The sequence below is a fragment of the Parvibaculum sp. genome (assembly GCF_045863935.1).
In the GTDB taxonomy this organism is placed as follows: Bacteria; Pseudomonadota; Alphaproteobacteria; order Parvibaculales; family Parvibaculaceae; genus Parvibaculum.
Genome location: NZ_BTVP01000006.1, coordinates 37,106 through 49,265, shown reverse-complemented (window position 1 = coordinate 49,265; position 12,160 = coordinate 37,106). Strand labels below are relative to the sequence as shown.

At 62.4% G+C, this 12,160-nt stretch carries 16 protein-coding genes and 1 tRNA gene; 10 read left to right on the top strand and 7 right to left on the bottom strand.

Going from position 1 to position 12,160, the window contains the following annotated elements; translation table 11 throughout:
• The first annotated feature begins 3 nt into the window (after positions 1 to 3).
• Together ACKUUH_RS04095 and ACKUUH_RS04090 are read left to right on the top strand one after the other, a co-directional pair.
• Positions 4 to 675: a hypothetical protein gene (locus ACKUUH_RS04095; RefSeq protein WP_407948588.1), complete on the top strand. Its 672-nt coding sequence runs from the start codon at positions 4 to 6 to the stop codon at positions 673 to 675.
• 72 nt (positions 676 to 747) lie between these two features.
• Positions 748 to 1,695, top strand: a complete 948-nt coding sequence (locus ACKUUH_RS04090) for an AEC family transporter (RefSeq protein WP_407948587.1) — start codon at positions 748 to 750, stop codon at positions 1,693 to 1,695.
• Position 1,696: 1 nt separating this feature from the next.
• Here the strand turns inward: ACKUUH_RS04090 and ACKUUH_RS04085 are convergent, their stop codons facing one another.
• Positions 1,697 to 2,752, bottom strand: coding sequence for an acyltransferase family protein (locus tag ACKUUH_RS04085; RefSeq protein WP_407948586.1), 1,056 nt, complete (start codon positions 2,750 to 2,752; stop codon positions 1,697 to 1,699).
• A gap of 114 nt (positions 2,753 to 2,866) precedes the next feature.
• Positions 2,867 to 3,769, bottom strand: a complete 903-nt coding sequence (gluQRS, locus tag ACKUUH_RS04080) for a tRNA glutamyl-Q(34) synthetase GluQRS (protein ID WP_407948585.1) — start codon at positions 3,767 to 3,769, stop codon at positions 2,867 to 2,869.
• Between the two features lie 79 nt (positions 3,770 to 3,848).
• On the opposite strand from gluQRS, the gene ACKUUH_RS04075 reads away from it, so the two are divergent.
• The gene (locus tag ACKUUH_RS04075; RefSeq protein ID WP_407948584.1) at positions 3,849 to 4,523 is read left to right on the top strand and encodes an alpha/beta hydrolase; all 675 of its coding nucleotides are present in this window, start codon (positions 3,849 to 3,851) and stop codon (positions 4,521 to 4,523) included.
• Between the two features lie 109 nt (positions 4,524 to 4,632).
• On the top strand, positions 4,633 to 5,193 hold the full coding sequence (locus tag ACKUUH_RS04070; RefSeq protein WP_407948583.1) for an HNH endonuclease: 561 nt from the start codon (positions 4,633 to 4,635) through the stop codon (positions 5,191 to 5,193).
• A gap of 10 nt (positions 5,194 to 5,203) precedes the next feature.
• Here ACKUUH_RS04070 and ACKUUH_RS04065 read toward each other — a convergent pair whose 3' ends face one another.
• Together ACKUUH_RS04065 and ACKUUH_RS04060 are read right to left on the bottom strand one after the other, a co-directional pair.
• The gene (locus tag ACKUUH_RS04065; RefSeq protein WP_407948582.1) at positions 5,204 to 5,800 is read right to left on the bottom strand and encodes a demethoxyubiquinone hydroxylase family protein; all 597 of its coding nucleotides are present in this window, start codon (positions 5,798 to 5,800) and stop codon (positions 5,204 to 5,206) included.
• Complete coding sequence (locus ACKUUH_RS04060; RefSeq protein ID WP_407948581.1) at positions 5,800 to 6,321, bottom strand: disulfide bond formation protein B; 522 nt, start codon at positions 6,319 to 6,321, stop codon at positions 5,800 to 5,802. Before ACKUUH_RS04060 ends, ACKUUH_RS04065 begins: the two co-directional genes overlap by 1 nt.
• 135 nt (positions 6,322 to 6,456) lie before the next feature.
• Here ACKUUH_RS04060 and ACKUUH_RS04055 point away from each other — a divergent pair.
• Positions 6,457 to 6,542, top strand: a tRNA-Leu gene (locus ACKUUH_RS04055).
• A 26-nt stretch (positions 6,543 to 6,568) separates the two neighbouring features.
• Here ACKUUH_RS04055 and ACKUUH_RS04050 read toward each other — a convergent pair.
• Positions 6,569 to 6,988 (bottom strand): CBS domain-containing protein, encoded by a 420-nt coding sequence (locus ACKUUH_RS04050; RefSeq protein ID WP_407948580.1) that lies wholly within the window; start codon positions 6,986 to 6,988, stop codon positions 6,569 to 6,571.
• A 98-nt stretch (positions 6,989 to 7,086) separates the two neighbouring features.
• Between ACKUUH_RS04050 and ACKUUH_RS04045 the strand changes: the two genes are divergently transcribed.
• Positions 7,087 to 7,257: an SDR family NAD(P)-dependent oxidoreductase gene (locus ACKUUH_RS04045; protein WP_407948655.1), complete on the top strand. Its 171-nt coding sequence runs from the start codon at positions 7,087 to 7,089 to the stop codon at positions 7,255 to 7,257.
• Positions 7,217 to 7,912, top strand: coding sequence for an SDR family oxidoreductase (locus ACKUUH_RS04040; protein WP_407948579.1), 696 nt, complete (start codon positions 7,217 to 7,219; stop codon positions 7,910 to 7,912). The genes ACKUUH_RS04045 and ACKUUH_RS04040 overlap by 41 nt, the downstream gene beginning before the upstream one ends.
• A 17-nt stretch (positions 7,913 to 7,929) precedes the next feature.
• Here ACKUUH_RS04040 and ACKUUH_RS04035 read toward each other — a convergent pair whose 3' ends face one another.
• Positions 7,930 to 8,421: an N-acetyltransferase family protein gene (locus tag ACKUUH_RS04035; RefSeq protein ID WP_407948654.1), complete on the bottom strand. Its 492-nt coding sequence runs from the start codon at positions 8,419 to 8,421 to the stop codon at positions 7,930 to 7,932.
• Positions 8,422 to 8,632: 211 nt separating this feature from the next.
• On the opposite strand from ACKUUH_RS04035, the gene ACKUUH_RS04030 reads away from it, so the two are divergent.
• The 3 genes from ACKUUH_RS04030 to ACKUUH_RS04020 are packed head-to-tail and all read left to right on the top strand — an operon-like array spanning position 8,633 to position 11,447.
• Positions 8,633 to 10,027, top strand: coding sequence for a glutamine synthetase (locus tag ACKUUH_RS04030; protein WP_407948578.1), 1,395 nt, complete (start codon positions 8,633 to 8,635; stop codon positions 10,025 to 10,027).
• Positions 10,028 to 10,053: 26 nt separating this feature from the next.
• A complete protein-coding gene (locus tag ACKUUH_RS04025; RefSeq protein ID WP_407948577.1) occupies positions 10,054 to 10,821 on the top strand; it encodes a creatininase family protein in 768 nt (255 codons plus the stop codon).
• Positions 10,818 to 11,447, top strand: coding sequence for a TetR/AcrR family transcriptional regulator (locus ACKUUH_RS04020; RefSeq protein ID WP_407948576.1), 630 nt, complete (start codon positions 10,818 to 10,820; stop codon positions 11,445 to 11,447). Before ACKUUH_RS04025 ends, ACKUUH_RS04020 begins: the two co-directional genes overlap by 4 nt.
• Here ACKUUH_RS04020 and ACKUUH_RS04015 read toward each other — a convergent pair.
• On the bottom strand, positions 11,444 to 12,127 hold the full coding sequence (locus ACKUUH_RS04015) for a TetR/AcrR family transcriptional regulator (RefSeq protein ID WP_407948575.1): 684 nt from the start codon (positions 12,125 to 12,127) through the stop codon (positions 11,444 to 11,446). The genes ACKUUH_RS04020 and ACKUUH_RS04015 overlap by 4 nt on opposite strands.
• Positions 12,128 to 12,160: the final 33 nt, after the last annotated feature.

The window sequence follows — 12,160 nt, the reverse complement described above, 5'->3', positions numbered from 1 at the left end:
CTCATGCGTCTTTCACCCGCTGCCGTCTTCCTCGCGGTTCTCGTTCTTGCCGCGCCCCGCGCGGACGCTGCTGAAGAAGTGCGGCGGCCGCAAACGGTCGTCATCGGCCTCGACATGTCGAAGAGCAATCCGCTTGTCGAAGATTCGGCTTATGCGGCCCGCGTCGCGCAGCGTACCGCGGCCGAGATCGGCGACCTGCCGCTCAAATCGCGCGTCATGCTCAGAACCTTCGGTTCCTACGACACGAATGCCAATGCGCTGAAGATCGATGAGGTCATCTCTGCCCGCTCAAAGCCGCCGGCCGTCGCGGAAGGCATGTCCGCGATCATCGCCGCGGTGCCCGAGCTCGTCGCTGACGGAAAACTGAAGGCGCAAGGGTATACGAACGTCGTCTCTTTCCTCGAGACCATGTCGCAGATCGTCGACTGCGAAGCGTCCGAGGTGCATATCATTCTGCTGACGGACGGCTTCGAGGATTCGGAGTATGCGAAGCTTGCGAGGGGAGGCGTATTGCCGGCACCGGAGAAGCTCTATCCGGGCTGTGCTGAGTTGACGATGCTCGGGCTCGGTCAGGGTGGCGGTAGCCCGACCGCGACGAAGCGCGTCCGCGAGCAATGGGCGGCCTGGGCGGAAAAGGCGGGCTTCGAGAAGTTCACGGGGCTTTACGACTGGTGAGCGGCGTCTTTTGACGGTGCGGCGGTTCGGGGCTAGTGTCCGCGCGATTTTCTCCCTCCGCCGGTTTGCCCCATGTCCCTCGCGCTCTCACTCGTATTGCCGATCTTCGGCATCATCGCCTTCGGCTATGCGGGCGCACGCTCGAAGCTCATCAGCCATGCGGGCGTCGACGGGCTCGACACCTACGTCTTCACGTTCGCGATGCCGGTGCTGCTCTTCCGCAATCTCGCGCATACCGAATTTCCGGCAACGCTCCCCTGGGGCCTCTGGATTTCCTATTACAGCGCGATGCTCGCCGTCTGGGCGGTGGGGTCTCTGATTGCGCTGTTCGTCCTGCGCCGCCCGGCGTCCGATGCCGTCATGCTCGGCTTTGGCGGCGGGCAGGGCAACACGATCATGCTGGGGCTGCCGATCATCCTGACCGGTTTCGGAGCGGAGGCCGGAACGCCTGTCTTCCTCATCCTCGCCTTTCACGGGATCATCCTCTTCACCATCGCGACTTTCCTTCTGGAACTCACTCGCGCGCGCGAAGATGCGGAACGGCCGAGTTTTGGTGCGATCTTGAAAGAGGGGCTGGTCAATACGGCGCGCAATCCGGTCATCATCGGTATTGCTTGCGGCGTCATTTACGGTCAGCTCGGTGTTCCGCTTCCCGGCATTGCCGACACGGCGCTTGAAATGGTTGCGCGTTCGGCTATCCCCTGCGCCCTTTTCGTGCTCGGCGCGATGCTGACCCGCTACAGCATTCGCCGTTCGGTCGGGGCGGCATCGATCACGGCTTTCTTCAAGCTGATCGTTCACCCGGCGCTCGTCTTCGCGATGACGCAGTATGTGTTCGAGCTGGAGCCGCTCTGGGTTGCGGCGGCAACCTTGCTTGCCGCCATGCCGACCGGCGTCTATTCGTCGATCCTCGCCAGCCGCTACCGCGCCGCGCCGGGCGCCGCGTCGAGCACGGTCGTGCTGTCGACGGGGCTCAGCCTCGTCACGCTGACCGTGCTGCTCGGCTGGTTCCTCGGATAAGTCAGTCGCCACCTGCCGCCATCATGACCTTCGGCGATGCGTTGCGCGAAGCGGTCACGCGGAAGGCATCCGGCCTGACATAAAGGAAGGCGAGCGGCGTTTTCTCCACGATCTTGAAGGCGACAATCGGTGAGATGACGGCGATCGTCGTCGCGACAAGCGTGATGAGATCGCCATTCTCGAAGCCGAGCTTCACCATCGCCACGCGTGTCGCGGCCATGGGTAGGAAGAACGAGAGGAAGATGTAGAGCGAGTGCTTTCCGACGAAGGACAGCGGTCCCACAAGTCCCTTGGAGGCCGCGATGCTGACCAGCATCACGGCAGCGGCACCGCCGGCGAACCCCATGAGGAGTTCCAGAGCACGAATATCGATCAGGTGCGAGAATACGACGGTCGCGAGACAGGTAAGCAGGAGGAGGGCGAGAGCAAGGCCTTTAGCAGGCTCCGCGCGGGCCCAGTCCGCAATCTCGAAGATCTGCTTCGCGCCGTAGACGCCGGCGACGAACCAGACGAAACGCCAGGCAAATTCGTCGATCAGCATCCAGCCGGTGTCGAGCTGCGTGAAGTAGAGGGCGACGGCAAAAAAGAAGACGAAGAAGGGACGTGCGCTGCGCAGGAGCCTCAGCGTGACGAAGAACATCGCGAGCGAATAGATGAACCAGAGCACGGCGAAGGGCTGGATCGGGATCATCAGGAGATCGACATAGGTGACTTTCCAGCCGACATTATGGGGCACGAGTATCTTGATGCCGATCTGGATAACGGACCAGAGCACGTAGAAATAGGCGAAGTGAACGATCTTGCCGTCCACGAACTTCCGCCAATCGCCGAAGAGGGCCTTGTAGGCGAAGAGGCCGGCCACAAGGAAGAAGAGCGGCATCCGGAAGGGCTTCGCGAACTCGGCAATCGTTCCGAATATGACCGGCAGGTGGCCGACCGCGATTTCGACGCCGAAGGTCGTGTGCTCCATGACGACCAGGATGATGGTCAGGCCCTTGGCCGCGTCGATCCAGCCGATGCGTTGTTTCGAAACAGTTGCTGTGTCCGCGCTCGCCATCAGGCGCTCCTCTGGCTCATAAAGGCACGATATTCGTCCCCAGGCGGGAACGAAGCCGTGTGTACAAGCAGGAGAAGCAGGTTTCGCGCCATCGGATCGACGCCGCCGGCATGGTTAAAGGCCGACCATGCGCCTGATGTCGGCGGGGCTGTGCCCGGTCGCGCGGAGCTCTCGCAATCCCATGTCCCTGGCGCTTTTCGACAGGCGCCGCCCGGCTTCGTCGCGAATGAGGCCGTGGTGGTGGTAACGCGGCTCCGGGAACCCCAGGAGCACCTGAAGGATGCGGTGAATATAGGTCGCCGGGAAGAGGTCCTGACCGCGGGTCACAAGCGTCACGCCCTGGAGGGCGTCGTCCGCCGTGACCGCGAGATGATAGCTTGTGGGCACGTCCTTTCGCGCAATGACGACGTCGCCAAAGAGCTCCGGTTCGATGTCCAGAAGGCCGGTGTCGCCTCGCGCGCTCGACCCTTCCTCGCGGAAAGTCAGGGGGCCGCCATTGATCCGCTCGGCCTCTGCGCGCGCCTTCTCCATGTCGAGGCGCCAGGCATAGGTGCGGCCTTCCCACATGAGCGCATTTACGCGTTCCTGCGGAATGCCCTTGTAGATGCCGGGGTAGAGCGGCGCGCCGTCCGGATCGGACGGCCAGGCCTGAAGTGGAATGCCGCTCGCCGCGATCGCGTCCTGAATTTCCTTTCGCGTCGCAAAGCAGGGATAGACGAGACCCCTGTCGCGCAACTCGCGCAACAGCTTCTCGTATTCGGCGAAGTGCTGCGACTGGCGGCGGACCGGCTCCTCCCATTCGATGCCGAGCCAGGCGAGGTCTTCGTATATGCCTTCGACATATTCTTCGCGGCAGCGGCCGATATCGATGTCCTCGATGCGAAGGAGCATGCGGCCGCCGAGCCGTTTCGCCGTTTCGAAGGCGAAGAGCGCGGAATAGGCGTGGCCGAGATGCAGCCATCCGTTCGGGCTCGGTGCGAAGCGCAGCACCTCGCGCCCGCGCATGTCATCCTGCATTGAAACGGTCGCTCCGGGAGGCATAGGGTGTCGCATTGATAGCCCGCGACGGGCCGTGACGAAAGGGGAGGCAAGGAGAATGACGCTGACGGGACCGAGCGTCGCCGCGAGAAGCGGCACCACGCGGCAACTCGTGATTCTGTGTCACGGCTATGGCTCGGATGGGAACGATCTCATTGCGCTTGCGCCCCATTGGCAGCAAACGATGCCCGATGCGGCCTTCATCGCGCCCAATGCGCCCGCGCGCTGCGACGGCAATCCGATGGGCTATCAGTGGTTTCCGATCACGCGGCTAGACCCAACCGAGATCGCCCGCGGGGTCGAGGCGGCCGCACCCCTTCTCGACCGTTTCATCGACGAGCAGCTTCGCCTGCGCGGGCTCGACGGGTCGCAGCTTGCGCTTGTGGGCTTCAGCCAGGGGACCATGATGGCGCTCCATGTCGGTCTTCGCCGCTCCGTGCCGCCTGCCTGCATTGTCGGCTATTCCGGCGCGCTGGCTGTACCGGAGCGGCTTTCCGGGGAGATGACGGGAGAGCCGCCCATCCTGATGATCCATGGCGATGCGGACGACATGCTCCCCGTCTCGCGGATGCACGAGGCGGTGCAGGCTCTCGGCGAGGCGGGGCTTTCGGTGCAGTGGCATGTCTCACCAGGCCTCGGCCATGGCATCGACCAGACCGGCCTTGAATTCGGGGCGCGCTTCATTGCCGATGCCTTTGCCGGGCGTCTGCGGCCTGCGACCGCCGCCCGGTAAAATCGGTGCCAAGGACTGGCGGCTTCACAAAGCCGTTGCACCATATATAGTAAACTCTCGAAAGAGGGGCCCGCTGCGATGGGTAGCTTTCGGCCCCGGGAGGGTTGGCGTGCAAGGATCGTTTGCTACGCCGGACGCCTGTCCGGCCCTTGTGTTGAATGCGGATTACAGGCCGCTCAGCTATTACCCCCTTTCGCTCTGGTCATGGCAAGACGCAATCAAGGCGGTCTTTCTCGACCGTGTGAACATCGTCTCGTCCTACGAGACGCTGGTGCGTTCGCCGAATTTCGAGATGCAGTTGCCGAGCGTCGTTTCGCTCAAATCCTATGTGAAGCCCGCTCGGTTTCCTGCCTTCACCCGGTTCAACCTTTTCCTGCGCGACCGCTTCACCTGCCAATATTGCGGCGCGCGGCACGAGCTTACCTTCGATCACGTGGTCCCGCGTTCGCGCGGCGGACAGACGACATGGGATAACGTGGTCACGGCCTGTGCGCCGTGCAATCTCCGCAAGGGCGGCAAGATGCCGGCGCATGCGGAGATGATCCCCATGCAGTGGCCCTTCCGTCCGACGGTAAGCGATCTGCACAAGAACGGCCGCGCCTTCCCGCCCAACTATCTGCATGAAAGCTGGCAGGACTATCTCTACTGGGACAGCGAGCTGGAGCCGTAAGCGTTCGGCGTCAGGCCTTTTCGGAAACCTTTATCGCAAGGCGGCAGGCGGCCTTGATGGCGCCAGACAGCAGCGGATAGGCGGGAGCCTGCTCGGCGCCCGAAGCGAGCGCTTCGTCGCGATGCTCGACCTCTTCAAGCCGGAACTTTTCGATCGTGTCGCGAAGCGGCTTTTCCTCTTCGCCCATCTGATCGAGACGCTGCACCTGCGACCGATAATGTTCGTCGATCACTTCCTCGACGGCCGCCGTGCAGGCGTGGGCCGCCTTTTCACCGAGCAGAGCCGTCGCCGCGCCGAGCGCGAAGCCTGCCACATGCCAGACCGGCGCAAAGGCCGTCGGCCGGACGTGGCGCTCATTGATGAGTTCGTTGAAACGGGCGAGGTGCACTTCCTCGTCCTCTGCCATGTGTTCAAGCTTGGCGACGAGGTCTTCCTTGCCCGGCATATTGCGCAGCACGGCAAGCTGGCCCGCATAAATGCGCACGGCACCATACTCGCCGGCGTGGTCGACGCGGAGCATTTCGTCGATAGCAGATTCCCGCGGGCGGCCGGGTTGCGCGGAAACGCGCGGCGATTTCGGATATGTTTTGGTGCCGGAACCGGCCATCAGATTTCTCCTCTGCTCTCTCGGAAGTAGCGCCACAGCGGCAGCGCCGAAAGACCGGCAAGCACCAGCGAAATCAGGAAATTGAAACCGGCGAGCGAGACGCCGAAAAGCGACCAGGCGGCCTCGTCGCAGCGCGGCGGCTTCGCACCGCCTTCAAGCGCGGACTGCAGGTCCTGGAGAGAGTTCGAGACGAGACTGCCGCCGGCGCAGGTTTCGGGGCCTTCCCACCAGTGATACTCGACGCCCGCGTGATAGGCGGAGATGCCCGCCCCCGTCAGGTAGGCGGCGACACAGAGGCCGAGAAAGAAGAGCACGCCGATGCCGATATTGGCCTCGCGTGAGAGGATGCCCGCGATGAGCGCGGCACCGATCGCGAAATAGTGCGGCTGGCGACCGAGATAGCAGAGCGAGCAGGGCACATAGCCCAGCACGTGCTGAAAAAAGAGCGCGCCCCCAATGGCCGCGGCGCTCGCGGCAATCAGGATCCAGGGGATGGCGTTCGACGTTATCCGGTCCAGCATGGGGCGCATTCAAGCATGGCGGGCCGCCGCTGTCCCGCGCCTTCTCGCCGCATTCGGGCATGCCGGCCCCCTCCTGCCTTCTTTTCCATTGAAGGCATGCCCGGGCTCATTATGATGCGCGCCCGACGCTTCAGTGCCCCTGTGGCGGAATGGTAGACGCGGCAGACTCAAAATCTGTTGTTGGCAACAACGTGCTGGTTCGAGTCCGGCCAGGGGCACCATTCTCCGGCCGGGTTCCGGAGCTGGCTCAGGCGTGGTGATCGCTCACTGCCTTCACGAACTCGTCGGTCAGAGCTTTGCTCGCGGAATGCGAGATGTCGCCGAGGCTGAGCATGCCGACCATCCGCTTGTCGGTATCGATGACCGGCAGGCGGCGGATTTTCTTCGATTCCATCAGGTGGACGGCATCCTCGAGCGTGTCTTCGCTCCGGCACCATGTGATGCCGGATGTCATCACGTCCCGGGCGGTCATGGACGCGACGTCGCGTCCATTCGGAAGGGCCCGGAGCGCGATATCGCGATCGGTCACCATTCCGATCAGCCGGTCGTTTTCGCCCACCGGCACGGCGCCGATGTCCTTGTCCTTCATGATCTTCGCTATCTCGGGGACGGTCGTCTTGGGCGATACCCATGAGACGGTCTTGTGCATGGCGTCTGAGACTCTCATCGCTTCTCTCCTTTGCGGAAGTAACGGCAGAGCTTTGCGCAGTCTTTTTCTAAAGCCTGTGGCCGGGAAGGTCTTTGACCGGGATCAATGAACGATCCATGCGGCGAAGCCATTCTCGAAAAAAGCTCGGAAGCAATCGTGGGGGGCGGGTTATGGGAATGGTGCAGGACAAGGTTGCGATAGTGACGGGCGCGGGTGCGGGGATCGGGCGGGCGACCGCGCTCAAATTTGCCGCGGAGGGAGCCAAAGTCGCCGTATTCCGACGTTAATGTCGAAGGCGGCGAAGAAACCGCGGACCTGATCCGGAAGCAGGGCGGTGACGCCTTCTTCACGGCGGCGGATGTTGCCAATCCTGCAGATGTCGATGCTCTGGTCGCAAAGACGGTCGAGCGGTTCGGACGTCTCGACTGCGCCTGCAACAATGCCGGTATCGAGGGCAAAATCGTGCCCTTCGCCGAGCAGCCGCTCGACAATTTCGACCGTGTCATAGCGGTCAATCTGCGCGGCGTTTTTCTCTGTCTGCAATCCGAGATAAGGCAGATGCTGAAGAATGGCAGCGGTGCCATCGTCAATCTCGCATCTATTGCCGGGCTCATCGGCTTTCCGGGGCTTGCGCCTTATGTTGCCTCCAAGCATGGCGTCAACGGCCTGACCAAGAATGCGGCGCTTGAATATGGCAAGCTGGGTATTCGCGTGAACTCGGTCTGTCCCGGCGGTATCGACACGCGCATGCTCGATTCCCTCGCGGCGCAGTCGACCAGCGGCAAGGCGACGAGCCGCGAGTTGATGAAACCGATGCATCCGATCGGGCGGATCGGCACGCCGGACGAGGTCGCGGAGTTGATCGTCTGGCTCTGTTCGGACCGGGCATCCTTCATGACCGGTGCGAATATTCCGGTCGATGGCGGGTTCGTCGCGCAGTAGCGGAAAGGTTCCTTTCGTCAGCCGAGCATTTTCTGCATCAGGACGAGATCGAGCCAGTGGCCGAACTTGATGCCCACTTCCGGCATGCGCGCCACTTCGCGGAAACCGAAACGCTCGTGAAGCCGGATGGAGGCGAGGTTGCCTGCCTCGATGCCCGCCACCATGGCATGCATACCGAGCGTCTCGGCGGCCTCGATCAACGGCGCCATCATCAATCCGGCGATCCCGCGGCCTCGCAGATCCGCCCGCACATAGATGGAATTTTCGACGGTGAAGCGATAGCCCTCATGCGGGCGGAAGTCGCCAAAGGTCGCGTAGCCGGCAATGCGCTCCTCATCCACGGCGACGAGTACGGGGAAGCCCCGCGACGTGCGCTCACGCCACCAGAGACGGCGTCCTTCGAGGTCCGATTCCGTTTCGTTCCAGATCGCCGTCGTGTTCACGACAGCATCGTTGTAGATCGCGAGAATGCCGGGAAGGTCCGCCTCTTCTGCGTGACGTATTGAAATTGAAGGTGCCGTCATCTTGTTGCCTTGGGTGCGAAGCGCGGCCCTTCCGCGACCTCTCCGGTTCGGAAGCATCATACCCAATCCGGTCTCTCGAATAATTTAATTGACCAGTCAATTAAATTTATAGCATTCTTCTTCAGGGCCTGAAGACGCGGTGCGCAGGGCCCTTGTTGTGCAGCGTGGCCTGAGGGCGATGGAGAGGATTTCCGGAATGACCGACAATATCCAGGTGAACGGGGAGCTGGCGAAGGAGCTTCAGAAAAAGCTCGCGAGCGAGGGCGTCGAATATTGCTACGCCACCTATGTGGATGTTCACGGCGTCTCCAAGACGAAATGCGTGCCGGTGAGCCATCTCGCGCACATGATGGGCGGCTCCGAACTGTTCACGGTCGGTGCGCTCGAAGGCATGGGCCTCGTCGGTCCGCACTTCGACGAATGCGCTGCCGTGCCCGACCTCGCCAGCGCCACGATCCTGCCCTGGGACAAGCGCTATTGCTGGTTCGCCTCGGACATGCATTTCCACGGGCAACCCTACGCTAATTGCAGCCGGGTGATCCTCAAGCGCGCCTCGGAAAAAGCTGCGGCGAAGAAGCTCATCTTCAATCTCGGCATTGAGCCCGAATTCTATGTGCTTCGGCGCGAGGGCGACACGCTTGCCCCGTTGCAGGGCGAAACCTTCCATGGGCCGACGCCTGCTTACGATCTCAACCAGATTTCACTTGCCGGTCCCTTCCTCGAAGAGCTGACGCGTTATGTCGAGGGGCTGGGATGGGGGCTCTATTCTTTCGACCAGGAGGGCGGACACGGTCAGTTCGAAATCGATTTCGGCTATACGGACGCATTGACGACGGCCGACCGGCTCACTTTCTTCCGCTTCATGGTGAAAAGCATAGCGCGCAAGCATGGGGCGGTGGCGAGCTTCATGCCGAAGCCTTTCAGCAACGACTTTCGTTCCGGTGCGCATCACAACATGTCGCTGATGGATATGGACACGAGAGAAAACCTGTTTGATGCGTCGGTGCGCCCCGTGGGCGAGCTTGCGCGGAGCTACGGGCTTGATGCGACGGACGAGACGCTTCATTTCGCAGCCGGGCTCCTCGAACATGCGCAGGCGCTCTGCGCTTTCACATGCCCGAGCTACAATTCCTACAAGGGTCTCATCGCGCAGGGCGACATGCCCGACATGTCCTGGGCGCCGGTGCTGCAGGCCTATGGCCGCAACAACCGCTCCGCCATGCTGCGGCTGCCGATGAACCGCCCCTGCATCGAGAACCGCGCGCCGGACATGAGCGCCAATTTCTATCTCTCTGCCGCGCTCAGCCTCTATGCGGGTCTCGATGGTCTGGAGCGAAAAGCCGATCCGGGCCAGCCGCTCAACGACAATCTCTATCTTGCACGCGACGTTCGTTCGCGCGGGCGCAACATGCGCCGCCTGCCGCGCACGCTCCTCGAAGCATCCGACGCGCTGGAGGAAAGCGATTTCGCGCGCAGTGTGTTTGGTGAAGAGTTCGTGGACATCTTCGTCGCGCAGAAGCGCAAAGAGTGGGATGCGCAGTTCTACATGGTGACGAAAAGCGAGCGCGACCGCTTTCTCACTTTCGTTTGAACCGCGGTCGGCAACGGAGAAGCGCCATGACATCCTGGGCGAGATCGACGGGACCGAAGGTGGGCGAGGCGATTTCCGCCAAGGGCCGCACCATCGCGGTCCTGCCGATCGGCGCGACGGAGCAGCACGGGCCGCATCTTGCGACCGGCACGGATACGATGCTTGCCGAAGCGATCTGCGGGGAAGCCTGCCGCCGGCGAAACGTGCTGATGTTGCCCGCCATTCCCTATGGCTGCTCCTTCGGCCATTCGGATGTATGGCCGGGAACGCTTTCGCTGTCGCCGGAGACGCTGACGGCTGTTCTCTGCGAGGTCGCCTCCTGGGCGGTCGATGCGAACGGCATCGACCGTCTCATCTTCATCTCCGGCCACGCAACGAATGGGCCCTCCATCGAAAGCGCCATCCTGCGGCTGCGCTACAAGTATCCGCAGGCACGCTTCGCGACGCGGGGGCTCTGGGAGATTTCGGAGGAAGCCTTGCGGCTCTACACGCTCGATGCGGCCGACATCCATGCGAATGTTGCCGAGACGTCGATGGTGCTGGCGCTCGATCCGGAGTGCGTCGAGATGGACAGGGCAGAGGATGTGGAAGACGTGACCGTTGGCTTGGTCTGGCGCTATGCCATGCCCGCCGTCACGAAGAACGGCGTCGTGGGGCGGCCGAGCGAATCCTCTGCTAGTCTTGGTAGAGAGATGCTCGATACGATCATCCGCGATTTCGAAAAGCTGCTGGAGCAGGCTGAAGGTGAAGTTTGGCCGGAGATTCCCGAACCCGTGAAAGGCGGTCAGATGTGACGGAAGGAGACAGGCGGCAGGACGGCAAGAAGCCTGCGCGCAAGGTGGGAAGACCGGCCACGGAAGGGCCTAACGAAGCGAAGCGGGATGCGATCGCCGCAGCGGCGCTCGAGCTTTTTTCACGGTCTGGTGTTGCAGCTGTTTCGAACAAGGAGCTTGGCGAAGCGGCGGGCATCAACCCCGCCCTCATCTATTACTATTTCGAGGACAAGGACGACCTCTTCCAGTTCGTCGTGCGCAAGGCACTCGCCGACGCCCTTGCCGCCTATGACGAGATCAAGAAGGAAAAGGGCGGGATCGACGATCTCGATGCGTGGCTCTCGAGCAATCTTCTCCTGTTCGGCGAGATTACCCGCTTTCTCAAGATTATCCTCGACTATGCCCATTCCGGCCAGCGCTCGGCGCAGACCGATGCCGCGATTGCCCGTTTCTACGAGACCGAGACCGGGCTCATCGCGCATGCGCTTGGCGAGGAGGGAGCTGCATCCGGCGAGGCTGAAGATCTCGCGCGTCTCGTCTCGGTTTTCCTCGACGGGATCATGGTGGCGCGCATCGTGCGCCCGGAGATCGACTCCGAAAGGCTTGTCGATCTGATGCGTGGATTGCTGAAGCGCAAGGCGCGTTAGCGCTTGTCTTCGAGGTGATCGTTCAGAAGCTTGGCGAACCAGGCGCGGAAACGTTTGATGCCGTCCTGATCGAGACCCGTTGCTTCGGCGAGCTGGCGTCCGACGATCGCTTCGCCGAAGGCCGCGTTTGCCGTCAGCATGGCGACAAAGAGCGTGTCCTCCTTGTCGGGCGCAGGCTTTCCTTTCTCCTTCGAATATTCCTCGCGGCGGGCCTGGAGCACGTCGACGATTTCGCCCATGACATTGTGCGCGTCCGACTGTTCGGTGGCACGGCCGGTGAGCAGCAACCAGGACAGGAGCCGCGCTGTGCCCCTGTCGCTCAGCGCCTCGAAGACATGGCCGATATGGTCGGCGGCGTCCTGGCTTGGATGGTCGCTGCCGAGCGCGCCAAGCAGCCTGTCCCTGAGCTGCGTATTGGCGCGCGCGATAAGCGCGCGGACGAGACCTTCCCGGCTCTCGAAGTGATGAAGGATGGCGGGATGCGAAATACCGACGTCCCGCGCGATGTCCTGAAGCCTGAGCCCTTCGGGCCCCTGTTTCGCAAGGCGGGCTTCCGCGGCATCGAGGATCAGGCGGCGGGCTTCCTCCGCCGTCCTGCGGACCCGCTTTGCAGCCGGCTTTTCGGCCGTTTCGGGGGCTGCGGCGCTGGCCGCGGCGGAATTTTTTGCAACGCTGGACACACGATACTCCTATCATGCCGCTCTAATATTGAC

Bases quoted from the DNA above. Each gene is read 5' to 3' on its own strand.
- gluQRS (WP_407948585.1), bottom strand. From the start codon at position 3,769: ATGCAGGATGACATGCGCGGGCGCGAGGTGCTGCGCTTCGCACCGAGC.
- ACKUUH_RS04085 (WP_407948586.1), bottom strand. From the start codon at position 2,752: ATGGCGAGCGCGGACACAGCAACTGTTTCGAAACAACGCATCGGCTGG.
- ACKUUH_RS04050 (WP_407948580.1), bottom strand. From the start codon at position 6,988: ATGAGAGTCTCAGACGCCATGCACAAGACCGTCTCATGGGTATCGCCC.
- ACKUUH_RS04065 (WP_407948582.1), bottom strand. From the start codon at position 5,800: ATGGCCGGTTCCGGCACCAAAACATATCCGAAATCGCCGCGCGTTTCC.
- ACKUUH_RS04060 (WP_407948581.1), bottom strand. From the start codon at position 6,321: ATGCTGGACCGGATAACGTCGAACGCCATCCCCTGGATCCTGATTGCC.
- ACKUUH_RS04045 (WP_407948655.1), top strand. From the start codon at position 7,087: ATGCGGCGAAGCCATTCTCGAAAAAAGCTCGGAAGCAATCGTGGGGGG.
- ACKUUH_RS04075 (WP_407948584.1), top strand. From the start codon at position 3,849: ATGACGCTGACGGGACCGAGCGTCGCCGCGAGAAGCGGCACCACGCGG.
- ACKUUH_RS04030 (WP_407948578.1), top strand. From the start codon at position 8,633: ATGACCGACAATATCCAGGTGAACGGGGAGCTGGCGAAGGAGCTTCAG.
- ACKUUH_RS04095 (WP_407948588.1), top strand. From the start codon at position 4: ATGCGTCTTTCACCCGCTGCCGTCTTCCTCGCGGTTCTCGTTCTTGCC.
- ACKUUH_RS04090 (WP_407948587.1), top strand. From the start codon at position 748: ATGTCCCTCGCGCTCTCACTCGTATTGCCGATCTTCGGCATCATCGCC.
- ACKUUH_RS04025 (WP_407948577.1), top strand. From the start codon at position 10,054: ATGACATCCTGGGCGAGATCGACGGGACCGAAGGTGGGCGAGGCGATT.